The organism is Bacillus sp. SG-1 (assembly GCF_000181495.1).
GTDB lineage: Bacteria > Bacillota > Bacilli > Bacillales > Bacillaceae_B > Rossellomorea.
Genome location: NZ_ABCF01000007.1, coordinates 62,561 through 86,872 on the forward strand (window position 1 = coordinate 62,561; position 24,312 = coordinate 86,872).

Sequence of the window (24,312 nt, forward strand, 5' to 3'; positions counted from 1 at the left end):
TTCATTGGAGTTTGATCTCTTTGTAATAATCAATCGTTTTTCTCAGCCCCTCTGGTAAATTCACTTTAGGTTCCCAGCTTAACATCATTATTGCCTTTGAATTAGCAAGCCGGCTATGTAGAATATCGCCAGACCTGCCTCCTCTAAAATTAGGTGTTACAGCCTTGCCCATCAGATCCCTTATTTGTTCAAACAGCTGAAGAATCGTTATGCTGATGCCGCTTGAAATATTCAAAACCTCCATATCCGCTGCATTTAACGCGGATACATTCGCTTCAGCCACATCACCGGCATATATAAAGTCTCTGGTTTGCTTACCATCTCCAAAGATGACAGGAGACCTATCTTCCATCAATTCATGTATAAAAATAGGAATTACTCCTCCTTCTCCCTTAATTCCCTGCCGTTCCCCATACACATTTGAATATCGAAGAATTGTATACTTCAGGCCATGTATTTTAAAAAATGCCTCTAAATAAAGCTCAGGAGTATATTTAGAGATGCCATAAAATGAAATGGGCATTATTTTTTCATTCTCACTAATTTCAGAAGCTACATTTTCTCCATAAACTGCAGAGGTTGAAGAATAGACCACTTTCTTGACCTTGTACTTGACGCATTCATTCAAGACGTTTATCGTTCCTAGAATATTAACTTCCGCATCCATAATAGGTTCCATGACTGACCGGCTAACATCCACTTGTGCTGCCATGTGGATGACTGCATCGGGTCTTTCCTTATCAAAAACATTAGACAAATTTTTGTCTGTTATATTTAATTGGTAGCACTTTACTTTCTTATTAATAGAATTTTTGTTACCGATTGATGAGTCTACAATGACAACCTTGTATCCTCCTTCTACTAATGAATTGACTACATAGGACCCAATAAATCCATTTCCTCCCGTCACTAAGATCTTCAAGTGACCCCTCCTTCTCAGTGAGCAATGTGATTCTCTCGTAATTTATTTATGTGGATAGACTGTTTCACTTTCCGGCTAATTAGCAAAATAGGCCTAAGCTATCTACAGGAACTTATAACTGACGTCCGCTGGATTTCCACTTATAAAATACTTTCAAAGGGAAAAATCTGCTTCTCTTTGAATCAATCACCGTTATGTTTCCTGAATAACTTATTGTATGGATACCTTTACTGTATGGTGTCATGGAGAAAGGTTGGATATCAATAACTGGTTCTTCTTTGAATTTAGTGGGGGTCAATTCTACTATTTCATTGATAACGATTTTCCCTCCATAAGTACGGGAACAATCCTGGCTGGGTCTATATAGGCTGCCTTCTTTATAAAATGGTTTTCCGGCTGGCCTGCTTGATGTCACATCACTTTTCACAGGATTCAATAAGTGCTCGGTCCATCCTGAATACAAATCTTCTGAAAACCAAACATATAATTTTGATTGAGGATCTTCTTCCTGGTTCGTACAAAACAGCCACCAATATCCTTCATGGTGAAAAATGGTTGGATCGACCGCCTTGAAGCCTTTGATTATAACTGAAACCTCTTTCCATTGATCTGGAAACCGAACTGCTTGGAACAATTTTACCCCGTTCTCCCCATTCATCTCAGGAACACAGTAAAACTCGTTCTCATAGTGCAGAATATATGGATACGAAAGATGTTTTTGTTTTGAAAATTGGTTACTAATATCGACTGTCTGAACAGGTTGAAATTCCAATGTCTGTTGGCTCCATGTTCCAGACAAGGCCGAAATTTTTCCTCTCCCGTCGGAAATTGCAAGCTCTTCATACAAAATCGTTAAACAGCTGTTTTCAGAAACAACAAAAGGATCCGCAATAAAATCCCCTTTTCGTCTTTTGGGAAGCCAGGCAATCTCCGGCGAAAAGTCTCTTTGTAGAAAATACTCGACTGGAATAGAAATGATACCGATATTCCATTCATCAATCCAGAAAAGTTTTTTCATGATGAAAGAACACTGATTTATAATTTTTTTCAAAAGAAAATAAACCATATCTTTATTTTTGATAAGGCTTCTTTTTACGAGGAGCTCCCTATCGTTTTGATCACCAAGGGGCTGGACCGTATTGGATTTGCCACATACCAATATTTCTTTACAAGCTCTTGCTGGCATGTCACTTAACAGGAATAATGCTTTATCAAGGGATCGGGAGAAGGAGTGATTGATCCCGCCTACAGAACCTTTTCCGACAATATGCCAACCTCTACTAGAATGAGAAATAAGCAACAACTCAAGTGGCTTCCCATTTAATACATCTCTAAGCCATGAATTGAAATTTCTGGTATCTAATTGGAAAGACAAGATACCATGGTGAGGATAGTCCTCTATTTCAATGTTTTTATTAAAGGGATTAAAGTTTAAGATAAGATCTATATTAGAGGAGTTTAAACAGTTCACCCAGGATAAACTCCTATTTGGCAAGGATACTTCTTGAAAGGGGATTTTTTGAAGAGCTTTTGATCGTTTGCTGACAAAATAAAGGTATATCTTTTCAAGGTAACTCATGTAAACTCCATTATCCTCGCTAATACTTCCTCTTACGTTTAAAGGACATATAATCAACTCAACTTCCGGAATGCAACTTAACTTTTCCAAGCATTTTATTTGCCATTCATATAAAAATGCTTCACATAAAACTCCTATTTTGAGGCGTCTTGTCATTGAATCACCCTCTTGTAGTATATAACTCTGACCCATCGTAGTTATTTGTAAGAAATATATTTTGACAACTTTGTATACAATTTTCTAATATTCTTATGCCGGTAGACAAAGTTACGAAGAGATAATCTAATTTGATACTTGATAACAAATAAGTATTTTTGAAATACTGACTTAAATAGTATCAATTGATAATTCGTATGGAGTTCCCCATTCAACTGTAATTTGTAATCATAATCACCTCTCATGAAGTCCACCTCTGAATTCTTCTTATCAATAGCTGTAAGCATTAAATAGTAATGTAACAGATGACCGATACCACTAAACTCCGGGGAGAACGCTGTTACCCAAACATACTTTTTTTCTTTATAATCCAATATCAACCCAAATGCTTTTGGGACTCCTCCTATGTTAATGAATGTGACCATGAGTAATCCTGATTGATGTAACGATTCCATAAAAGGGAGCAACAATTTCAAGTTGCTGTTTCCCATGCGTTGTTCCTGTCTGGAGTCATATATATCAGCAATCATTTCCCCTGCCTTAGAATCAAATTGATCCAGAATCATGAATTCATGCTCTTTCTTCAATCTAGAATTCAGGTTCTTTTTTTTAAATGAACTAGTTAACCCCTTATAATAATCCTCCCAATCAACATAGTTTCTAATCGGAATTGAGACGGTTCTTTTTAATTGTTGAAAAAAAGCTGATTTCTCATTTTGAAAAATACGTCTGAGTGCATGAGTTTGAGGGTTCCTGGAACTCAACTCCCTCAATTCTATGCGGCTCCACCCCTGTTCTATTAATGTTTTAAGCATTTTTGAAATAACCCTGTAAGTATTTCTTTCGACAATAAAAGAGCCATAGTCGCTGTAATCACTACCAATAAAAACCAGCGCTCCATCTTTGTTAATCATAGGGGCCACCCCTACCAGCTTCTCACCTTTATAGACTGCCAGAATGTTAAGTTCAAAATTTCTTTCTATACAGCGCCAAAAATGATAGTTCCACTCCCATGTTTGGAATGGTGTTGCCTCCTCCATTCTCTCTGCGATCATGTTCCACTCTTCTCTTAAAAGCAAAAATTCTTCCTCATCTCTAACTACATGGATGTTCACCATTTCACCTCTTTTCTCTTGTTGTTGCTTTTACAGAAGTACCAAACCTCTCTGCAGCTAATGCGTGCTTGGGTTTTCTCTTTCTGTAATTCAACTATCTAGGAGTGCCAAGGAAGAGCTACAAGTCATTATCTGAAGGAGTGAATAATATAATCATACTATCTGAATACAAGAAATATACGATACTTTTGCAAGGCTCAATGGATTTCACCTTTTATTAAAGGAGGAGAACTAGGTGATTAAAATAGGTAGGAGTTTCGCAGGTATAAAGCTGCAACAGATTTTCTTCCCCACTGAGAAAATCATGACAGCCTCAAACGGGGTGGCAATTATCGGGATAATACAATCAAAATATCCATTAGGAGTGTTACCTCCCCTAGAAACATTGCAGATTAACCTAACCAAGTCTGAAGAAAAGCTCTATTTAGATATGAACAAATCTACCCGTCAGCAAATCCGCCAAGCAGAACAAAAATACGACTTGGTAACTAAAGCAGATCCCACTCCTAATGAAAATTTGTTAATTGCCTTTAGGAATTTTTACAATACATTTGCCAGTAATAAACACACCTATAAATGTAATGCTTTTCACCTGAAGACATTGAAGCTTTTAGCTGAACAACGCTCCCTCCTTATCACATCAGTCGAGGATAGCCTTGGAGAGACGTTATGCTATAGGGTATATGTAATTGATGGCAAAAGAGCAACATCCCTATACTCAGCGGCTCATTTCAGGCAAACAGCAGACAAAAGCCGAAAAAGGTTATTAAGCGCTGCACACAGATATCTCAAATGGAAAGATATGCTTTGGCTGAAACACCGCGGATATATAATTTATGATTCAGGAGGCTTGACTTCTGATCCTGCGATAAGGAACTTCAAACTTGAATTCGGCGGGGAAATTGTTAAAGAGTACTCAGGCTACATAGCCACCAATCTTTTTGGAAGAGCTGTGCTTTCAATCAGGAATTGGAACTTAAGAAGAGGATTGAGGGTGAAAACTTGAAAGAACATGGGTCACTCATTATTTCTATGGATTTTGAATTGTTTTGGGGCGTGCATGATGTTTTTACACTCGAGGAATATCAGGAAAATCTATTGGGAGCCAGGAAAGTGATACCAGAAATCCTTGATATTTTTGAAGAATATAATATAAGTGCCACTTGGGCCATAGTGGGAATACTTTTTTTTCATACAAAAGAAGAATTACTATCCATTCTCCCTGATGTAAAACCAACTTATTATCAGGAACATTTTTCTCCCTACTTAAAGCTGAACTCTGTCGGTCGGGATGAAAGCAGTGATCCTTACCATTTAGCAGGTTCACTTATCGATTTAATTGCCAGCCGTCCGGAACAGGAAATTGCAACTCATACGTTTTCTCACTATTATTGTCTTGAAGACGGTCAAGATTTGAAAGCCTTTGAGGCGGATATACTAAAGGCTGCTGAGGTTGCAAACTCAAAAAACATCTCATTGAAATCCATTGTGTTCCCCCGCAATCAGGTCAATGAGCAATATCTATCCATTTGCAAGAAATATAATTTATCAGCTTACCGTGGTAACGAAAGTTCCAGACTTTATTCCCCTGTAAGCTACCAAAAAAGCCAATCCCCTTTATACAAGATGCTCAGATTCATGGATTCCTATGTAAATTTAACCGGCCACCATATTTACTCCGCATCCGATTTGTCCGAAGACCCGATCATCAACTTTCCATCAAGTCGTTTTCTAAGACCCTATAATTCCACACTGCGGTTCTTGGAACCCATGAAGCTCAAGAGAATACAAAACAGCATGACTAAAGCCGCAAAGGAAAATAAAATTTATCATCTCTGGTGGCATCCTCATAATTTTGGTAAACATCCAAAAGAGTCATTGCGATTCCTTAAAAAGATTTCACAACACTTTGCCTTCCTGCAAGACACGTATGGAATGAAGAGCGTGACAATGGAAAGTGCAGCTCATCAACTGTCCCCCGTCTTACGCGGAAAGCAAACAGAAAAGACACCCGACTAGAATCAGGTGCCTTAGGTTGCAGGTGTGCCATTGTCTGCAAGATATAGACTAATGACAGCGCTCGCTGCCCATCAGGAATGAGCAGCGCAGAGGGTGTGCCTTCGCCAAAATTCCGGGACACCTGAAAAATCAGGTGTCTGCTTTTCATTACACTGTATATGTATAATGAAACTCAGAGTGTTTTTCAAAGCCGAATTTCTCATAAAGTTTCTGAGCGTTATAGTTATCATCAGAAGTTTCCAATGTCATGCCTTTTGCATTTGTTTCTTCGGCAAGCTGCCTGGCATGATGAAGCAGGTTCTCTCCAACACCTTTTCTTCTGGCTTTTTCCGTAACAAACAAATCATTCAGCAGCCAATGCTTTTTTAAAGAGACCGATGAAAAGATTGGATACAACTGAGTGAACCCAAGAGGAATTAGTTCTACTTCGCCTTCCTCAAATGAAAGAAAAATAACAGATTCCCTGTTTTCTATTCTCTCCCTCAGAAATTTCCTGCAGCTCTCAAAATCATCTTTTTGATTATAAAAGACCCTATATTGATTAAAAAGTTCTGCCACTATATCCACATGCTCCATATCCACTTTGATTGTTTTCAATAATTGTTCCTCCCTTGTGCTTGATTTACTAAATCCTATTGTTATTTTTTTACTACTATGCCTTTTTCTTTATTTGAAATAATCTAAGAAGTTCAAATCGGCTTAACATTATAGTAACATGAGAGTTAGGATTTTTTTCCATAATATGTTCTATACAAGGAGAGGTATATGTGGATTTCAAGCAAGCAGATACCATTATCACGAGCAATTACATTTTCACATCAGCAACACTGGAACCTATGGAAGGCGCAATCGCCATCAAGGACGACAGAATACTGGGTGTAGGAACACAAGAAGAAATTCAATACTATAAAGGGCCACAAACAAAAGAGATCTCGGCATTCGGGAAACTGGTCCTGCCTGGATTCCACGACTTTCATGTTCATTTGTGGCTCGGTGCGATGTTTCAGGAATACACCTCACTGACATTCTGCGCCAGCGAGGATGAAGCAGTAGGCAGGATGGCAGAGTTTGCGGAGAACAACCCGGAGGATCCTTGGGTATTGGGATTCGGCTGGCACCATGTCAGATGGCCCGGCCAGCAGCTCCCGACCCGGCATTCATTGGACCGCCGCATACCGGATCGGCCGGTATTTCTTCTGAATGAAGAAGCCCATAGTGCCTGGTTGAATACAAAGGCATTGGAAATGCTCGGGATAGATGAAAATACCCTAGAGCCTCCATTTGGAAAAATAGAAAAAGATGAAGATGGAAAGCCTACTGGATTCCTATACGAAACGGCTGTCGTCCTGGCCCACACCGCATTTGATATCCCTCCTGAAAAAAAGAGCAGACTGATGGATTCATTTATGAAAAAAGCAGGTGAGTACGGTATTACATCGGTAGCCGATATGCTTCCTTTACCAGGTTTCACTCTTGGAGACCTCGAAGAATATCAAAAACACGAAGAGGAAGGCCGGCTGTCGGTACGGATTCATTTCCTGGCACCACTGGACGGTCAATTTGAAGCCCTATCCTACTACAAGAATTTCAACTCGGATAAACTTCAATTTTCCGGCCTCAAACAATTTATTGATGGAGTTCCGCTTACCTATACCGGGTATCTTTTGGAACCGTATTCTGACCGGCCTTCCACATCAGGCGGGACTATCTACTCCAGGGAAACATATTTTAACTTGATTGAAGAAGCAGATAGAAAAGGTTACCGGATCAGGCTTCATGCATGTGGTGATGGAGCGGTCAGACTGGGACTGGATGCTTTTGAGCATGCCCAAACAGTCAATGGAAAAAGAGATTCCAGGCATACAATTGAGCATATTGAAGTCATCCATCCTGATGATATTCCAAGGTTTTCAGAACTGGGTGTCCTCCCTTCTATGCAGCCGGAGCATCTGACTTCAAGTTCCATGGAGTCCCATGAATATCTGGACAGGCTTGGACCTGAAAGAATCCAATATACATGGCCGATTGGAGAGCTTGAAAGGAACGGTGCACAGCTCGTATTCGGCAGTGATTATCCAATTGTCGAGCTGAATCCGATGCTGGGAATTTATCGGGCTGTCACGAGAAAACATGAGGATGGCACACCTGCCGGGGGCTGGAACCCGCAGCACAAGATCAGTCTGGCACAGGCACTGATTCATTATACGAAGTCCCCTGCTTATGCAAACTTCCGTGAAGGTGACCTGGGAACATTGGAAACAGGCAAAAAAGCAGACATCACCATCCTTGACCGTAACCTTTTTGATTGCGATCCCGATGAAATTAAAGAATGCTCAGTCCACCTGACCATGATGGACGGCAAAATTGTTTTTCAACGCGGCACTTCTGAATAATTTCTAAGGTTCTTCAGTCTGAACTCAGGCCAATAGTTTGATGCCATCAGCGGATATACTAGGTGATTGCGAAAAATTGTTATATTCTTCTCAATCACCCTTATACAGTGCAAAGTTTTAGAAAAGAAGCTCAGCAAAAATGCTGAGCTTCTTTTCTAAAACTTTGTTGCTATTTAGTATGAAGTTCAAGATATATAGCCATATTTCACAGGAACTACCTTGGTAAACAAGAATGAAAAGAGCTATTCCCCCCTGTACAGTTAGATAAGCCCTTGTACCCGAGGGAAAAATCCGGCCCTTTGGATTTTTCCGATAGCAACAATCTTTACGAAAACAGCCTTCTTATAACACACCCGAAAACAGCCTTGCAAAAGATTCTTTCGAGCGCTCCAGGATGCCTCTTTTATAATATTCAACCGGTCTCACCCTTACGCTGTCCTTCATATCTTCTTCATAATGCGCACACAGGTCACGAATCGAACTGTTCCCCATCAGGAAAACATTGACTTCAAAATTCAAATGGAAACTTCTCATATCCATGTTCGCTGTTCCTACTGAGGCGAGGTTTCCATCAACGATAATGATTTTTTGGTGCATAAACCCTTTTTTATAAGAGTAAATTTCGACCCCGCAGCGGATCAGTTCGGAAAAGTATGACCTTGTCGCATATTGAGTAAGGAACCCGTCATTGGTTTCCGGGACCATGATCCTCACTTCAATCCCTTTGGAAGCTGCGACCCGAAGAGCGGTCCTTATGGATTCTGTCGGCACGAAATAAGGTGTGGCAATCCAGATGGAGGTCGTAGCGGACGATATCAAGGAATAGTACAGATCGCTCATGATGCCCAATTGAGTATCCGGTCCGCTTGCGACCACCTGAACTGCCCCGTCCAGTTCTTCAGCTGGTATTTCAGGATGTGCCTGGAATTTTTCCAGTATCATATTACCGGAGACATATTCCCAGTCCAGCAGGAAAACCGTGTGGAGGGTAAACACCGCTCCACCCTCAAGCATCATGTGAGTGTCACGCCAGAAGCCGAACCTATCATCCTCCCCCAGATATTCTATCCCTACGTTCAGTCCCCCGACAAACCCTGTAACCCCATCAATGACAATGATTTTCCTATGATTGCGGAAATTGAATTTCTGATTAAAAAAACCGTATTTCAATGGGAGGAACGGCTGCACTTGCACCCCGGCATCTTCCATGGCACGGATGTCCTTTGAAGAAAGGTGCATACTGCCTACCGCATCGAAAATAAACAGAACTTCAACGCCTTCTTTTGCCTTTTCAATCAGGATATTGATGATTTCTTTTCCGAGGCGGTCTGATCGGAAAATATAGTATTCCATATGAATATATTCTTTAGCCTGCTTGAGTTTTTCTTTGATTTCTGTAAAAGTTTCATCGCCATTCTTTAGAATCTTCGTTGTCGAAGAAGTACTTATTGGGGACCAGGCAACTTTATTCGCAAACTTCGCAAAATTTCTTTGGTTATCCTGCAGGAAGGATAAATCGGGCGAATTTTCCCGTTTGAGAAGCTTTTGCCATTCTTCCCTGTCATTCTTGCGTTTGCTTTTAAAAAGGTAGCCTTTCAAGTACAACTGCCCTGAAAACAAATAAAAGAAATACCCGAAAACAGGGAAACAGACCAATACATAAATCCACAGCAGGGTGTGCTGTGCCGACCTGTTTTCTAGGATTAACGAAAAGACACTGATCAGAATGATGATGATATAAACGGAGGCTGCTCCTGCTTTTATATATGTATGAAACCCGCTGGAAAGAAAGATATATACACATGCAATCAATATGATGACGAATAAAAATTCCAGCCTTCTTTTTTTCATATGACCAATCCCTTAAATTAAAAAATGCTTCTCTTGAAAAAAGAAGCTGCCTTTTAGTGTTTCACTGTTTTCCAAATAGTACGCCGTGTAAATTTTTTGAATGTAAAAGTTTTATTATGTATTCCCCAATTTCTTTAAATGCTAACCTATTAGTTTGTGTTTAACATTATCTCTAGAAGGATAAAGAGTACTACCAATGACGAAAGGATGATTTACTGATGAGTAAAGATAACGGAATGAAAGATAAGTTAAAAGGTGCAGCAAAAAAGGCTGAAGGAGAAGTAAAAGAGAAAACAGGCAGAGCCACTGATAATCCTGACATGCAGCGTGATGGCCTAAAAGATAAAGGCGAAGGCAAAGTCCACGAAACAGTTGGGGAAGCAAAGGATGACCATCGCCGCTAATTAGTTTCTTTCAGGCAGTTGTACGCTAAAGGGCAATCTGTTAAATACAGGGTGCTATTTTCCTGATCACAGAGCTCAAAACAGCATTGCTTTCAGATAAACAGAGACCCGGATTGATTCCAACATCACTCCGGGTCTCTTCTTAATCTGCTATGATTTTCCCGCCGTGCAGGCGCTTCTTTACAACCTCAAACTTTAACTCGTCAGCCATTTTTTCGAGAAAGCTTTCCTCTCTCTTGGTTACGATCGAAATGACCGTTCCCGACGCTCCCATGCGGCCGGTTCTTCCGGATCGATGGATATACTGCTTAGCATCGGTAGGGAATTCAAAGTGAATGACATGTGTAACACCGCTGATATCCAGGCCTCTTGCCGCTACATCTGTTGTTAGCAGCATCGGGACTTTCCCTGCCCTGAATTTATCGAGCGAATGCTTTCTTTCCGTCTTCTTGGATTCTCCTGCAAGGACTTCCACAGCAGCTTTTTGGTATTTCAGTTTTTCTTCCGCTTCTGATAATCGTTCCAAACTATTAAAGAAGACCAATGCTTTGATGCCTTCCACGTTGGAAAGCTTTCGAAGCACTTCAATTTTATCCCGCTGTTCAGACAATAGATATCCGTGTTCAACCTGTGAAGAAGACACTACTCCTTGATTGACCCGGATCACCTCATAATCCTCCATCAGTTCGGACGCCACTTTATCGGTGCTATCTGAAAGAGTGGCTGAAAAGAACAATAGCTGCCTGTCTGCCATCGTGGATTTAATAACCTGGCGGACATTGTTAATGTGTTCATTGCCGATCATGAGATCAAACTCATCAACCACGATGGTTTTCACTTCATGCATCTTCAACTTTTTCATTTTAATTAATTCCATTATACGCCCTGTCGTGCCAATCACAATCTTCGGCTTCTTTTTAAGCTTTTCGATTTGGTTTTTGACATTGGCTCCACCGATTAGCGCTATGCTGTTGATTCCGGAATCTTTCCCCCACTTCTGCACTTCCTGGTGAATCTGCATGACAAGTTCATGGGAAGGAGCCAGTATCAGGGCCTGTGCCTGCATCTTCTTTTCATCAATGCTGTTTAAAATAGGCAGTAAGTAAGCAAGTGTTTTGCCTGTTCCAGTTGGTGATTCGCAGACGAGGTTCTTGCCGTCCATTGCTTCAGGAATCGCTTTCTGCTGGACCTCTGTTAACTCGGTAAATTCAGAGGCTTTCCATGCGTCCTGCAAAAAAGGCTTAAGATTTGTTAGATATTCCATTTGTTAATTCCTCTCTCTATTAAAGATGCTGTAGTTCATTTTACACGAAGTTGGCTGGAAAAGCTGTTTTAAAAAAATGTTACGGAGAACGACTTCGCGGTTGGGCGCTGATATAAAAAGTAAAACCTTCCGTTCATCGAGGCGTGGACTCTTAGATGACAGACAAGGTTTCAAGGGCGCAGGTCAAAAAAATCATCGCGCCAACGGCAAGGAAATGATAACAGTTGTCCCTTTTCCCTTTTCACTGTGATAGGTAATGGTCCCCTGATGGCGCTCGATAATTTTTTTGCAAACCGCCAACCCAAGTCCCGTTCCTTTTTCTTTTGTTGAGTAAAACGGTTCACCCAGATGGTCTATACGTTCTTGATCCATTCCCACACCATTATCATTAATCTTGATAAAGGCCTGACTTTCATTTTTATAAGTTACCACATTTACTAGGCCGGACCCTTCAATGGCTTCAACTCCATTTTTCATGAGGTTGATTAGGACTTGTTTCAATTGATTTTGATCAGCATTTACAAATATGGGACCCGTTTCGTCCGGGTTAAATTTTATTTCGACATTATCCAGATTGGCCTGTGCTTCCATGAGGACAAGCACCTGTTTGATTATATCGTTTACTTCTTCATGAGCAAATACGATATCCTGCTGTTTGCCAAGAATCAGCATCTCACCGGATATCAGGTTGATTCGGTCTATCTCAGACAACATGATGGAAAGATGACTATCCTCCACCTTCTTGGTAACCTGCATTAACTGCACGAACCCTTTTAATGAGGTGAGGGGATTCCGGATTTCATGAGCTACCGCTGCTGCTAATTGACCGATGACGGATAGTTTCTCAGATGCTATCATCATTTCCTCATTTTCCCTGTAATGGGTAATATCTCTCGCTATACCGAATACACCGATAATTCGTTCATCTACTATGATTGGCAATAATGAACAACGAAGCAGCCTTTCCTGTTTGAACTTGGTGATGATCTTCATCTCAAATTTTTCAGGATTTCCTTGAAGTGCTTTATTAAAAAGCCTCTCAACGTTCTTTTGATCTTCCGGATGAATAAGAAAACGAAGGGGATTGCCTTTTAGTTCACTGACAGTGGCTCCGATGATCGCTTCTCCTTCAGGATTCAAGGCGGACAGGTTCCCTTCTCGTGTGATCTCAAATACGGCATCCGGGTTATGGTTGAATAATGATTGATAATGCTGGTTGCTCTTTTGAAGCTGACTTTCTTTTGTTCTTAGCTCCTCAGCTGATTCCACTAATTTCGCAGCCCGTTGATAGATAAGCAAATAAATAAGAATTCCGGTAATCAATATGAAAAACCAGCCTTTATAGCGCTGAAAGAAAACAAATACATCCATATCATTTTGGGCCATAATCAGCGAAAGCCTGTCTGAGAAGATAACCCATAAGGCACCGATTACCACATAAACGACCGCTATTTTTCCTGCTATCTTCCTCGATTCATTCATGGATAATTCCCCTGTTAATTCTGTCGATTTATATACCTATATTACCTTAATTCATGAAATTTATGTTCACTGGCCCCTTTTCTTCTTTATTATTTACGTTTCAACTTCAACACCTCAGGATAATTAATAGGTAAGCGAGGTGAGAACGATGTGGCAGAAGTACAGGTGCAAAGATTTCAGCCAAACGGGGAATGTTACGCTGCCTAACCAATGGAGACAACGGTTTGGACTCACACCCGGAAGACAGGCGGAAATATGCTATGACGAGGATGGAATTCTCATAAAGAAACCTGAACAGAACAGCACAAACAATAAACGTTACATCTCTGAAAAAGGTGCAATCCATATCCCAAAGGAAATCCGTGACATTAGCGGCATTCAACCACATCAGGAATTTTGCCTGTTTGTAAATGAACAGGAAAAGTGCTTTATTATAAAAGTCATCTAAAGTTGCTGCTTCATAACTGTTTAAATGGAAAGGTTCCCGTAAGCCTCAAACACATTAAAAAAGCGAAGCAATTTACATCACTTCGCTTATACTCTAAAGCAATCATTAACTATTTGTAATCCTTATCACCTTTACTCCATGGGCTTCCAGTTCATCTGCCTGTACAGTCGTCGTTTCTTCATCTGTTAAAATGATGTCTAACTTTTTTAATGGGTACATGTTGGTGAATAAGTCCACACCTACTTTTGTATGTTCGGCAAGTGTTATGATTCGACGGGAATTTTCATATACCTTTTCATGAAAAAGGGCCGCCTCTGGAGTCGAAGTACTCAGACCTCTTACTGTCAGGCCCCCACCGGTTGCAAAACACAGGTCATAATGGAACCGGCCGGCAAATTGGGCAGCAAGCGGATCCGTAATATTTCCGGACGACTTCATTTTTCCGCCGATTAAATACGTATGAATGTTCTCAAACTCTCTTAACTTATAGGCGATTTCAACAGAGTTTGTCACAACTGTGAATGAAAAATCTCTCGGCAGGTAAGGAATCATGGCATAGTGGATGGAAGCCCCTCCAATGAAAACCGTTTGGTCAGGATTGATGTAAGCAGCCGCTTTCTCAGCGATTTGTTTCTGGTATGGTGTGCTTTCACCGAATCTTTCTTCATTGTTTCTGGGCATCGACCTGACCGACGGCAGGGGAATCGCCCCTCCATGTGTTCTTTTCAACAGCTGTTCATCTTCCATTATCGATAAATCCCGGCGTATGGAATCAATGGAAACTTCAAACTGTTCCGCAAGCTCTTTTACAAGAACCCTTCTCTCTTTTTCAAGGATTTCAAGGATCTTTTTCCTTCTTTCTTCAGAAAACATAATTCTCCCACCTTTCTTACATTCTTCTTATTCAAATTATTGCTGTATTGTTCTTGTTTTGTCAATTTATTCTCTTGTTTATTCCATTTAGTTCAGGTGCAGCTCGATCACAGGCATTAAGGTACTGTCACCTTAGGTTCGCTCTGTTTAGCAGAAGATGCTTTTGTTGCATTACATACTGAGACTTTGTTGAGGACTTTAATTTTCCGTAAAAGATTTTATCGTCCTTTTAAGACTTCTATAGGACTTTAATTTTCGTTAATTGATTTTATCGTCCTTTAAAGACCTTCTATAAGACTTTAAATTTCACTAACTGATTTTATCGTCCTCTAGGGACTTTCTATAGGACTTTAATTCTCACTAATTGATTTTATAGTCCTTTAGGGTTAACTTTTTTGAGGGCACTTACCGTAACAGAAAGAATATAAAGTCCCTAGGAGACACTTATGAGACTTTCAATCCTCCAAAGCTAATCTAAAGTCCTTCAGCAACCGCCTCTCCCGCCACTTTTTAAAACCAACAAAAAAACCAGTAATCAATACTGGCTTTTCGTCATTAAATCTCAATTCTGTAAGAACTACCGACACGCCTGACGACACGGGAATCATTCAATTTGACAAGGATGTCCTCAAAGTTTTTTTGCGAAGCTTTATGGGTAACAAGGACAATTTCTGATATGCTCCCCCTCTTGGGATTTTGCCAGATTTTTTCAACACTGATTCCCTTTGTTGAGAGTAATGTGGTCACTTCTGCAAGCGCGCCGACCTCATCTTCGACCACGAGCCTTAGGAAATACTTCTTGAAAACCTCATCCGCGCTTTTCATTTTTTTAGGAAACTGAGGAATCACCGCGCTGTGACCATTAACGCCCAACCTCATATTCCGCATGACACCGACCAGATCGGAGACGACTGCTGTTGCTGTAGGCAGGCTCCCTGCTCCCGGCCCGTAAAACATGGTTTCACCGACCGCTTCCCCGTAAACATATACAGCATTATTTTCATTTTTGACCGCGGCAAGCGGATGTGAAGCAGAGACCAGGGCAGGCTGTACTGTGACATCGATTTTATCATCGTCTCTTTCGGCCACCCCTATCAGCTTCATCGTATATCCAAGCTGTCTTCCATACTCTATATCCTCTTGAGATACATTGGATATCCCTTTGAACCCGACATCCTCAAGTCCCACATTCATGGAAAAACCCAGCGTAGAAAGGATGGCCATTTTCCTTGCTGCATCCGTGCCTTCTACATCCGCTGCCGGATCGGCTTCTGCATACCCAAGTGCCTGTGCTTCTTTCAGTGCTTCCCCATACGATTTTCCTTCGTCGCTCATTTTCGTGAGGATATAGTTCGTGGTCCCGTTGACAATCCCGATGATTTTCTGAATCCGGTCAGATGCAAACCCATCCGCGACGCTGCGCAAAATCGGGATTCCCCCTGCCACACTCGCTTCATAAAATAAATCACATCCGTTCCTGGAGGCCGCTTCTAGAAGTTCCGGTCCATGCAGGGCCATTAAATCTTTGTTCGCAGTGACGACATGCTTCTTATTATCCAGTGCTTTCAGAAGCAGTTTCCGTGTCTCCTCTATTCCTCCCATAACCTCTACAATGACGTCAATCTCTCTATCCTCAATGATTTCTGCAGGGGATGTTGTCATCAGGGTCCGGTCGACTTCGACATCTCTATGCTTAGCAAGTTCCTGCACCAAAATTTTCTTTATCTCAACAGCACACCCTACTCCATGGACCAACTTATCCTGATGATTATGAATCACTTTCACTACTCCTGATCCGACCGTGCCTAATCCTAAAAGTCCAATTGATATTTTCTCCAAACTCTGACCTCCTGTCCCTTTTCTTCTCTGGGTATTTTAAAAATGTATTCAGCAAGTTTTCAGGTATTCCTGCAAGAAACCAGGAATATTTTTTGTTAACATGCATGTTGCACAAAGATTGATTGTATGATAGATATGTAATGTAAGATAATTTCATATTTTTACACAACACTAGGGGTGCGTTTAAGCTGAGAGAGACATGTCTATGTCTTAACCCTGACTACCTGATCTAGGTAATACTAGCGAAGGGAAGTGGCGGACATATGTATGCGTATGGTCAGCGGCATGTTTTTTGGGCTGGCTGTGTTTCTCTTTACATACTTGAATTTGTACCAGACCACTTTCTGACAGAAAGTGGTCTTTTTGTTGTCATACAAGGGGGATGAATGTTGGAGAAATCTATTCAAAGTATTATTCATGACGTGGAAAAAAGAAGAGACCAACTCGTTGACCTTCTGGAAACGTTGATATGGTTTGAGACACCTAGTCCGCCGGCACGGAATACCCGGGATGCCCAAGGGTTTATCGCATCTTACCTGGAGGAAAGAGGATTCACCATCGATAAATGGGATGTGTATCCAGGGGACCCCAATGTTGTCGGCGTGAAAAAAGGTACTTCTCCTGAACAGCACAAAAGTTTAATCATCAATGGCCATATCGATGTAGCGGAAATTGATGAGACCGAAAGCTGGACAACCGGTCCTTTTCAGCCGGAGGTAAAACACGGATATGTCATTGGACGCGGGGCGGCAGATATGAAAGGCGGCCTTGCAGGAGCTTTATTTGCGATTGGGCTGTTGACTGAAGCGGGTATTGAACTTCCCGGAGATTTAATTTTCCAGTCCGTGATCGGGGAAGAGGTCGGGGAAGCCGGGACTCTTCAATGCTGCGAACGAGGGTATAACGCAGATTTTGCCGTCGTTGTCGATACAAGCGACCTTCACATCCAGGGTCAGGGCGGAGTCATTACCGGCTGGATTACGGTGAAAAGTCCAACCACCCATCATGATGCTACCAGAAGAAGCATGATTCATGCCGGAGGCGGATTGAATGGTGCCAGTGCCATCGAAAAGATGATGAAGATCATTCAGGGGCTTCAAGACCTCGAACGCCATTGGGCGGTTACGAAGCGGCATAGGGGATTTCCACCTGGATCAAACACGATAAATCCTGCCTTCATAGAAGGAGGCAGACATCCAGCCTTTATAGCGGATGAATGTAAATTGTGGATTACCGTTCATTTCTATCCGGATGAAACCTATGAAGACGTCGCGAAAGAAGTCGAGAATCACATTTTAGAAGTATCCAAGGCAGACATATGGCTGAGGGAAAACCCTCCGGCATTCAGGTGGGGCGGTACTTCCATGATCGAAGATAAAGGGGAAATCTTCCCTTCCCTGGAGGTGGATCCGGGTCATCCTGGAGTCGAAACATTGTCCAACTCTCACTCAACGCTTTTCATGGAGGATGCGGTAATTGATGTTTCCCCTACTGTTACGGATGGCGGATGGCTGGGCGCGGCTGGAATCCCAACGGTCATTTACGGCCCAGGGGACCTAAACAATGCCCACAGTGTAAATGAAAAAGTTTCAATAAATCAACTTGTCAATTTTACTAGAGTGATGGTCCGGTTCATCTACGATTGGAGCGCTACTAAAAAGGAGGAAGAATGATGCAGTTCACCGACCGCTTGTTTGAAAAAGTAAAGCCTATCTGGGATAAGAATCATCAGCATCCCTTCGTTCAGGGAATCGGACACGGGACGCTGGATAAAGAAAAATTCCGTTTCTACATGGTGCAGGATTATGTTTATTTAATCGATTTTGCCAAACTGTTCGCACTGGGTGCCGTCAAAGCAAGGGATACAGCTACGATGGGAGAATTCGCAAAGCTGCTGGATTCCACACTTAACGAAGAAATGTCGCTTCACCGTCAGTATGCTGAGCGATTCGGCATTTCGGAAGAGGAATTGGAAAGTGCACAGCCAGCCCCTGTCACACTGGCCTACACACATTACATGCTGCACGTCTCTGAAAATGGCACACTTGCTGAATTGATCTGCGCGCTGCTTCCCTGCATGTGGAGCTATTGGGAGATAGGAAAAGATTTGAGCCGGATTAAAGGTGCGACGTCTCATGAATTCTATGGTGAATGGGTGTCGATGTACTCTTCTGAAGAATTCGGCTCACTATCCAAATGGCTGATTTCCCTGCTCAATGAGATAACCGCAGGAAAAAATGATGAAGAACTTCAACGTTTGGAAGAGATCTTTTTAAACACTAGCCGCTTTGAGTACATGTTCTGGGACATGGCTTACAACGGCGAAATGTGGCCGATAGATGAATGACCATCCGCTCCGGCTTGAAGAGGTATCTTTTTCCTATAAGAAAGAGCGAAAACAGGAGCCTGTCCAGGTACTCGATAAACTTTCGCTTTCCGTGCAGCCCGGTGAATTCGTTTCGATCATCGGTCCCAGCGGATCGGGAAAAAGTACTTTATTCAGGCTGATCACCGGACTCGAGCAGCCTGCCGGTGGAAGCATTTTTATCCAAGGAAAGGAAGTCAAAGACCGGCTGGGCCTGGTAGGTTATATGCCCCAGCAAGATCTGTTGATGCCGTGGAGAACAGTGATGGAGAATGCTGCTCTTCCCTTGCAGCTGCAAGGTCTCAAGAAAAGAGAAGTGGAAGAGCAGGTTCGCAGCCTTCTTGAAGAATTTGGGCTCAAGGGATATGAAGACCTGTACCCTCACCATCTATCAGGGGGCATGCGGCAGCGAGTTTCCTTTCTCCGGGCATTATCAAGCGGAAATGAGCTGCTTGTACTGGATGAACCCTTCAGTGCTTTGGATGCCATTACAAGACTTTCTATGCAGGAATGGCTTTTAAAACAATGGGAGAAACAGAAGAAGACCATTTTATTCATTACCCATGATGTAGAGGAAGCTTTATTCCTATCTGACAGGGTATTCATCTTCAGCAAAATACCTGTTTCTTCGTTGAAGGAGATTGCTGTCCCGCTTCCTCGTCCCCGGAAGTTCGAGGATATGGCCGGCACAACTATACAGAACCTGAAAACAAAACTAATTTCCCAGTTAAGAAAATCGAGGGCACTGCCATGAGGAACTGGAGCTATTATCTCTCTTCCTGCTTTTTGGTCTTCCTGTTACTAATCATCTGGCAAATCGGGGCATCAACCTATGATAAACCATTTATATTGCCCGCTCCCGGCGGCATCCTTGCTGAACTTTGGGAACTGAAGGAAATTTTGATCACCAGGCACCTGCCTGCCACGCTTTTAATCATTCTGATTGGTTTGACCATGTCCATCATCCTGGGAGTTTCTCTTGCGATGGCCATGAATTTCAGCCGGACCGTCGAACGGGCTTTTTATCCGATCCTGATTGCTTCACAGACGATTCCGATCATCGCCCTGGCACCGATATTTGTTCTTTGGTTCGGCTATTCAATATGGAGTAAGGTCGTTGTGACCATTCTTATCACCTTTTTCCCGATTACAGTCAGTACCTTTGACGGGCTTAAATCTGTCAATAAAGACCTGAGAGAACTGATGCTGACAATGGGGGCCGGCAAATGGGCGATTTTCCACAATGTAAGTGTCCCAACGGCTCTTCCCTACTTTTTCTCGGGATTGAAGGTAGCGGTCACCTTGAGTGTCATCGGGGCTGCCATTGGCGAATGGCTTGGCGCCGAAGCCGGACTCGGTTATTTCAGCCGCAGGATGATGACCCAGTTTAACGGAGCAGCCGTGTTTGCTCCTATAGTTTTGCTGTCCATTGCCGGTATCCTTTTATTTCTGCTTGTAACCTGGCTTGAAACCATCTTTTTAAAATGGAGGAAATCATTATGAAAAGAATACTTATGCTCGTGATGAGCCTGTTCCTGCTCTTTCTGGGCGGGTGTTCTCAAAAGGACAACGCGTCTGCAACCAAAGACAATGAATTAGAAAAAATGACTATCATGCTGGACTGGTACCCTAACGCTGTACACAGCTACCTTTATGCAGCAAAAGAAAATGGCTATTTCAAAGAAGAGGGACTCGATGTTGAAATCAAATTCCCGGCAAATCCAACAGATCCCATCAATCTTGCTGCAGCAGGACAAATCGATCTCGGCATCTCCTATCAGCCTGATGTGATCATCGCCAGAGCGAATGAAGAGATTCCGATTAAGTCCGTTGCGGCCATTGTCCGCTCCCCTTTGAATCATGTCGTTTTCATGGAGGACAGTCCAATACAATCCCCTAAGGACCTCGAAGGAAAGATGGTCGGGTACCCAGGGATCCCGCTGAATGAAGCCCTGCTGGACACAATGGTTAAAGCGGATGGCGGCGACCCTGAAAAAGTGAACACCATTGATGTCGGCTTTGAGCTTGGTTCCTCTATCGTCAGCGAAAAAGCAGATGCGGTAATCGGTGCGTACATCAATCATGAAGTACCTGTGCTCGAACATGAAGGCTACAAAACACGCTATTTCAATCCGGTCGATTACGGCGTTCCAAGCTTTTACGAGCTCGTATTCGTCACAAACGATGATACATGGAATGACAAAGAAGAGAACATTCGTGCCTTTTGGCGTGCAGCAACAAAAGGCTATGAATACATGAAGGAAAACCCTGATGAAGCATTAAATGTCCTGCTTTCAAACCAGAATGAAGCCAACTTCCCACTTGTCGAAGAAGTGGAAAAAGAAAGCCTTGAAATCCTTCTTCCGAAAATGGAACCTGAAGGAGAAATGTTCGGAAGCCAGAGTGCTGACTCCTGGCAGGAAACCATTGACTGGCTCGATGAATCCGGTTTAATAGAAGAAAAACCTGACACGGAAGACATTTTTATCAATATAGTTGAATAATAAAAAAAGGCTGCGAGAGTTACATTCGCAGCCTGCTTTATTATCTGAAATCAAAATCACCGGATGAGGTTTTCACCCTGATTTTGTACTTCCCATCCCCTGCCTTACCAGAGATTCGATGTTCAGATTTTTCCTGATAGTCTACACCTTTGATGTCCATGTGGGCCTCACCTGAACTACCGGAAAAATCGATGACAAAAGAATCCGGACCTTGATCGAAGTGAAGCATGACATCTCCACTGGATGCTTCAGCATCAATATTGCCGGTCATTTCAGGAGCATGAAGGTCCACCCCTCCTGAACTGGACTCAGCGGTGAGATTTCCAATCCACTTCTTCACAATAATTCTCCCCGAGGAAGCTTTCGCATGAATGTCCTCTGCGGCCAGTTTTTGAAGCAGCATGGATCCGCTGCTAGTCTTCGTATGTATCTCCTTAGCTTCAATTCCGTTGAGTTGAATGCCGCCGCTGTTCGCTTTGCTTTTGAATTCAGTATGAGCCTTTATACGGCTTGCTTCCACCTCGCCCGAACTCGCTCTAAAGCTTACTTTCTTTCCTTCAAGTTCTTTCGCCATTATACTTCCAGAAGAAGTCTCAACAGAAATTTCCTCATACAGTTTTTCAGGAACCTCGACAGACAGCTTCAGGTCAATCACATCAAAACCAAAACGGAACCCGCTTTCTTGTTCGACCTTTACTTCTATGTCCAGACTTTCCCCTTGCTTAGTGACCGTCATGTCTACATTGTCTTTTAACTTGCTGCTGATTTCTCCTTTCAACTCTGCTGTTATCTCATCAGCAGTCCCTGGGAAAATCTCAACCTCTGTTGAAGATGTTGAAATGTTTATATTATCAACCTCTGCACCCCTAATCGTTTTGCGTTCATGGATCTCTTCCTTCTTTTTAAAACCAAGCATCATTTCACTCCTTAAAATTTCACTACTAATAATATTCCATATTTAATGTTGCATTCCTTTTTTTAACAATAGAAAAGGGACAGACCGTAAAGTCATGCCCCTCATTCAACGTTATTCCATCCAAGTGTACATGTACTTTCTGTCTTCAACTTCATGCGCCTTTTTCACCACTTTCAGCGGACGGAAAGTATCGATCATGACCGCAAGTTCCAAGGTCTCTTTTTTTCCGATACTTTTTTCCGTCGTGCCTGGATGCGGACCATGAGGGATTCCGCTTGGGTGAAGGGTGATGGATCCTTCACTGATCCCTTTACGGCTCATGAAATTTCCTTCTACATAATAGAGAAGTTCATCACTGTTCACATTGCTGTGATAATATGGTGCCGGGATTGATTCCGGATGATAATCATACAGGCGCGGGACAAAAGAACACACCACAAAGTTGTGGCCTTCGAACGTCTGATGTACCGGCGGCGGCTGATGAACTCTTCCTGTAATCGGCTCAAAATCTTCTATATTAAAGACCCAGGGATAAAGATAGCCGTCCCATCCGACAACATCAAGCGGATGATGATTCAATACATGGGAATTCAACAGACCCCTTGATTTCGTAATGACTTCGAACTCTCCTTTTTCACTATACGTCTCCAATTTTTCCGGTCCGCGGATATCCCGTTCACAAAACGGACTGTGTTCGAGCAGCTGTCCATATTCATTTCGATATCTTCTCGGCGTTGTAATCTGGCTGAAGGATTCAATAAAAAGGATTTTCGTGTCTTCTTCAGGAAGGACCCGGTAGATCGTACCAATCGGAATGACAACATAATCGCCGGGACGGTAGGTCAATGTGCCGAACATTGTCTCCACCGTTCCTTTTCCGCGATGGATATAAAGCATCTCATCTCCATCACCATTTCGGTAGTAATTGTCCATCTTTTCCGTAACCAGGACGGTGCCGATCAGCAGGTCATCATTCCCAAGCAGGTATTCCCTACCTTTTAAGGCGTCGCCAGACCGGGATACCTTATCCGTCAGCAGATGACGGTGCTTCAACTCCTGGTTCTCTTCATATTCGGGCAGGTAAGAACCAAGCAGTTCAGCTTTCGCTACCTCAGTCGGCATATGATGATGATATAAAATGGATTGTGTTCCAGAAAAACCTTTTGTGCCCATCACCTGTTCACGAAAGAGACTTCCATCCTCTTTCTTAAACATCGTATGGCGTTTATGAGGAATTTTCCCCAATGTACGGTAATACATTAAAATCCTCCTTCCTTGACCTCATTTTTCAATTTTCCTAATCCCGTGATTTCCAATTCTACATTGTCCCCGGGCTCAAGCCATCTGTGAACATCAGTCCCTAGCTCCAGGATGCAGCCCGTTCCTACTGTCCCGGAACCGAAGACTTCCCCAGGGTACAGCGTGACGTCAGCGGATGCTCTCTCAATCATCTCTGCGAATGTATAGTGAATGCTTTTAAAATTGCCTGATGATAACTCTCGCCCATTCACTTTGGCGGTCATCCTTAAATCATAACGGTCTCCTTCACGGTAAGGTCCCAGCTCATCTTTCGTAACGATGTAAGGCCCGATGGATGTTGCGAAATCCTTACCCTTTGCAGGTCCCAATCCGACTTTCATTTCTTCACGCTGCAGGTCCCTGGCGCTCCAGTCATTCATGATGAAATACCCGAAAATATATTCTTCGGCGTTTTCTTTGGAGATATTTCGGCCTTCCTTTCCGATAACACAAGCAATTTCCAGTTCATAATCCAGCCACCTGCAATTCTTCGGACGGTGGATAGTGTCCCCATCCCCTTTGACAGCCAGGTGATTCGTAAAATAAAAGACCGGCATCTCATACCACTCAGGAACGACATCCAGACCCCGATTTTTTCTCGCAGTTTTTACATGTTCCTCAAATGCATAAAAATCCCGTATACTGACAGGCCGGGGAATCGGAGCTTTGAGCGTTACATCGTCTAAGGCATACACTCCTTTTCCGGCAGTCTCCAACCCTTGTAATATCTTCAAATTCTCTTCACTGTTTTCTAAAAAGGAAAGGATATTATCCGGCAGGGCTCCTTTGCTTGCTTCATGAACATCTACCAGTGTGGATTCATTATGCAGGAAGCCAAGCCTGACTTTGCCTTCCTGATTTTGATAGCTGATGAGTTTCATAG

Annotated in this window: 22 protein-coding genes and 1 riboswitch; of the genes, 10 read left to right on the plus strand and 12 right to left on the minus strand. The window is 42.5% G+C overall.

Translation table 11 applies throughout. The annotated features are described in order from the left end of the window. Nucleotide 1: 1 nt before the first annotated feature. The 3 genes from BSG1_RS06875 to BSG1_RS06885 form a co-directional block, all read right to left on the minus strand. Nucleotides 2–922, minus strand: a complete 921-nt coding sequence (locus BSG1_RS06875) for an NAD-dependent epimerase/dehydratase family protein (protein ID WP_006836244.1) — start codon at nt 920–922, stop codon at nt 2–4. Between the two features lie 112 nt (nt 923–1,034). Beyond that, nucleotides 1,035–1,973, minus strand: coding sequence for a glucosamine inositolphosphorylceramide transferase family protein (locus tag BSG1_RS20785; RefSeq protein WP_156791426.1), 939 nt, complete (start codon nt 1,971–1,973; stop codon nt 1,035–1,037). Between the two features lie 725 nt (nt 1,974–2,698). Next, a complete protein-coding gene (locus BSG1_RS06885) occupies nt 2,699–3,772 on the minus strand; it encodes a GNAT family N-acetyltransferase (protein ID WP_198008206.1) in 1,074 nt (357 codons plus the stop codon). A gap of 235 nt (nt 3,773–4,007) precedes the next feature. On the opposite strand from BSG1_RS06885, the gene BSG1_RS06890 reads away from it, so the two are divergent. After that, nucleotides 4,008–4,778, plus strand: coding sequence for a hypothetical protein (locus BSG1_RS06890; protein ID WP_044022533.1), 771 nt, complete (start codon nt 4,008–4,010; stop codon nt 4,776–4,778). Further along, nucleotides 4,775–5,791, plus strand: a complete 1,017-nt coding sequence (locus tag BSG1_RS06895) for a polysaccharide deacetylase family protein (protein WP_006836248.1) — start codon at nt 4,775–4,777, stop codon at nt 5,789–5,791. The genes BSG1_RS06890 and BSG1_RS06895 overlap by 4 nt, the downstream gene beginning before the upstream one ends. Nucleotides 5,792–5,938: 147 nt before the next feature. On the opposite strand, the gene BSG1_RS06900 is transcribed toward BSG1_RS06895, so the two are convergent. Then, on the minus strand, nt 5,939–6,388 hold the full coding sequence (locus BSG1_RS06900; RefSeq protein WP_006836249.1) for a GNAT family N-acetyltransferase: 450 nt from the start codon (nt 6,386–6,388) through the stop codon (nt 5,939–5,941). A gap of 170 nt (nt 6,389–6,558) precedes the next feature. Here BSG1_RS06900 and BSG1_RS06905 point away from each other — a divergent pair, with 170 nt between their 5' ends. Beyond that, the gene (locus BSG1_RS06905; protein ID WP_006836250.1) at nt 6,559–8,184 is read left to right on the plus strand and encodes an amidohydrolase; all 1,626 of its coding nucleotides are present in this window, start codon (nt 6,559–6,561) and stop codon (nt 8,182–8,184) included. 342 nt (nt 8,185–8,526) lie between these two features. Here BSG1_RS06905 and cls read toward each other — a convergent pair whose 3' ends face one another. Beyond that, nucleotides 8,527–10,035, minus strand: a complete 1,509-nt coding sequence (gene cls / locus BSG1_RS06910) for a cardiolipin synthase (RefSeq protein WP_006836251.1) — start codon at nt 10,033–10,035, stop codon at nt 8,527–8,529. A gap of 218 nt (nt 10,036–10,253) precedes the next feature. Between cls and BSG1_RS06915 the strand changes: the two genes are divergently transcribed. After that, the gene (locus tag BSG1_RS06915) at nt 10,254–10,439 is read left to right on the plus strand and encodes a CsbD family protein (RefSeq protein ID WP_006836252.1); all 186 of its coding nucleotides are present in this window, start codon (nt 10,254–10,256) and stop codon (nt 10,437–10,439) included. A 142-nt stretch (nt 10,440–10,581) separates the two neighbouring features. Here BSG1_RS06915 and BSG1_RS06920 read toward each other — a convergent pair whose 3' ends face one another. Continuing rightward, a complete protein-coding gene (locus tag BSG1_RS06920) occupies nt 10,582–11,703 on the minus strand; it encodes a DEAD/DEAH box helicase (protein ID WP_006836253.1) in 1,122 nt (373 codons plus the stop codon). Between the two features lie 192 nt (nt 11,704–11,895). After that, the gene (locus BSG1_RS06925) at nt 11,896–13,185 is read right to left on the minus strand and encodes an ATP-binding protein (RefSeq protein WP_006836254.1); all 1,290 of its coding nucleotides are present in this window, start codon (nt 13,183–13,185) and stop codon (nt 11,896–11,898) included. 148 nt (nt 13,186–13,333) lie between these two features. Here BSG1_RS06925 and BSG1_RS06930 point away from each other — a divergent pair, with 148 nt between their 5' ends. Next, nucleotides 13,334–13,633, plus strand: a complete 300-nt coding sequence (locus tag BSG1_RS06930; protein ID WP_006836255.1) for an AbrB/MazE/SpoVT family DNA-binding domain-containing protein — start codon at nt 13,334–13,336, stop codon at nt 13,631–13,633. A 105-nt stretch (nt 13,634–13,738) separates the two neighbouring features. On the opposite strand, the gene BSG1_RS06935 is transcribed toward BSG1_RS06930, so the two are convergent. Both BSG1_RS06935 and BSG1_RS06940 read right to left on the minus strand, forming a co-directional pair. Beyond that, a complete protein-coding gene (locus BSG1_RS06935) occupies nt 13,739–14,506 on the minus strand; it encodes a DeoR/GlpR family DNA-binding transcription regulator (RefSeq protein ID WP_006836256.1) in 768 nt (255 codons plus the stop codon). A 555-nt stretch (nt 14,507–15,061) separates the two neighbouring features. Further along, nucleotides 15,062–16,345, minus strand: a complete 1,284-nt coding sequence (locus tag BSG1_RS06940; protein ID WP_006836258.1) for a homoserine dehydrogenase — start codon at nt 16,343–16,345, stop codon at nt 15,062–15,064. Between the two features lie 163 nt (nt 16,346–16,508). Further along, a riboswitch (TPP riboswitch) is annotated at nt 16,509–16,613 on the plus strand. Between the two features lie 121 nt (nt 16,614–16,734). Here BSG1_RS06940 and BSG1_RS06945 point away from each other — a divergent pair. Genes BSG1_RS06945 through BSG1_RS06965 form a run of 5 tightly spaced genes read left to right on the plus strand, consistent with a single transcriptional unit; the run spans nt 16,735 to nt 21,214 of the window. Then, nucleotides 16,735–18,018, plus strand: coding sequence for an acetylornithine deacetylase (locus tag BSG1_RS06945; protein ID WP_006836259.1), 1,284 nt, complete (start codon nt 16,735–16,737; stop codon nt 18,016–18,018). Next, entirely contained in the window at nt 18,018–18,692 is a 675-nt protein-coding gene (tenA, locus tag BSG1_RS06950) for a thiaminase II (protein ID WP_044022534.1), read from the plus strand. Before BSG1_RS06945 ends, tenA begins: the two co-directional genes overlap by 1 nt. After that, nucleotides 18,685–19,464, plus strand: coding sequence for an ABC transporter ATP-binding protein (locus BSG1_RS06955; protein ID WP_006836261.1), 780 nt, complete (start codon nt 18,685–18,687; stop codon nt 19,462–19,464). Before tenA ends, BSG1_RS06955 begins: the two co-directional genes overlap by 8 nt. Then, complete coding sequence (locus tag BSG1_RS06960) at nt 19,461–20,213, plus strand: ABC transporter permease (protein WP_006836262.1); 753 nt, start codon at nt 19,461–19,463, stop codon at nt 20,211–20,213. The genes BSG1_RS06955 and BSG1_RS06960 overlap by 4 nt, the downstream gene beginning before the upstream one ends. Further along, nucleotides 20,210–21,214, plus strand: a complete 1,005-nt coding sequence (locus tag BSG1_RS06965; RefSeq protein ID WP_044022535.1) for an ABC transporter substrate-binding protein — start codon at nt 20,210–20,212, stop codon at nt 21,212–21,214. The genes BSG1_RS06960 and BSG1_RS06965 overlap by 4 nt, the downstream gene beginning before the upstream one ends. A 40-nt stretch (nt 21,215–21,254) precedes the next feature. Here the strand turns inward: BSG1_RS06965 and BSG1_RS06970 are convergent, their stop codons facing one another. From BSG1_RS06970 to BSG1_RS06980, 3 genes are all read right to left on the minus strand, one after another. Further along, entirely contained in the window at nt 21,255–22,130 is an 876-nt protein-coding gene (locus BSG1_RS06970) for a DUF4097 family beta strand repeat-containing protein (protein ID WP_044022536.1), read from the minus strand. Nucleotides 22,131–22,241: 111 nt separating this feature from the next. Next, nucleotides 22,242–23,396 (minus strand): homogentisate 1,2-dioxygenase, encoded by a 1,155-nt coding sequence (locus tag BSG1_RS06975; protein WP_198008208.1) that lies wholly within the window; start codon nt 23,394–23,396, stop codon nt 22,242–22,244. Continuing rightward, nucleotides 23,390–24,310 carry a fumarylacetoacetate hydrolase family protein gene (locus BSG1_RS06980; protein WP_006836266.1) on the minus strand — a complete coding sequence of 307 codons (921 nt, stop codon included), beginning with the start codon at nt 24,308–24,310 and terminating at the stop codon, nt 23,390–23,392. The genes BSG1_RS06975 and BSG1_RS06980 overlap by 7 nt, the downstream gene beginning before the upstream one ends. Between the last annotated feature and the right edge of the window lie 2 nt (nt 24,311–24,312).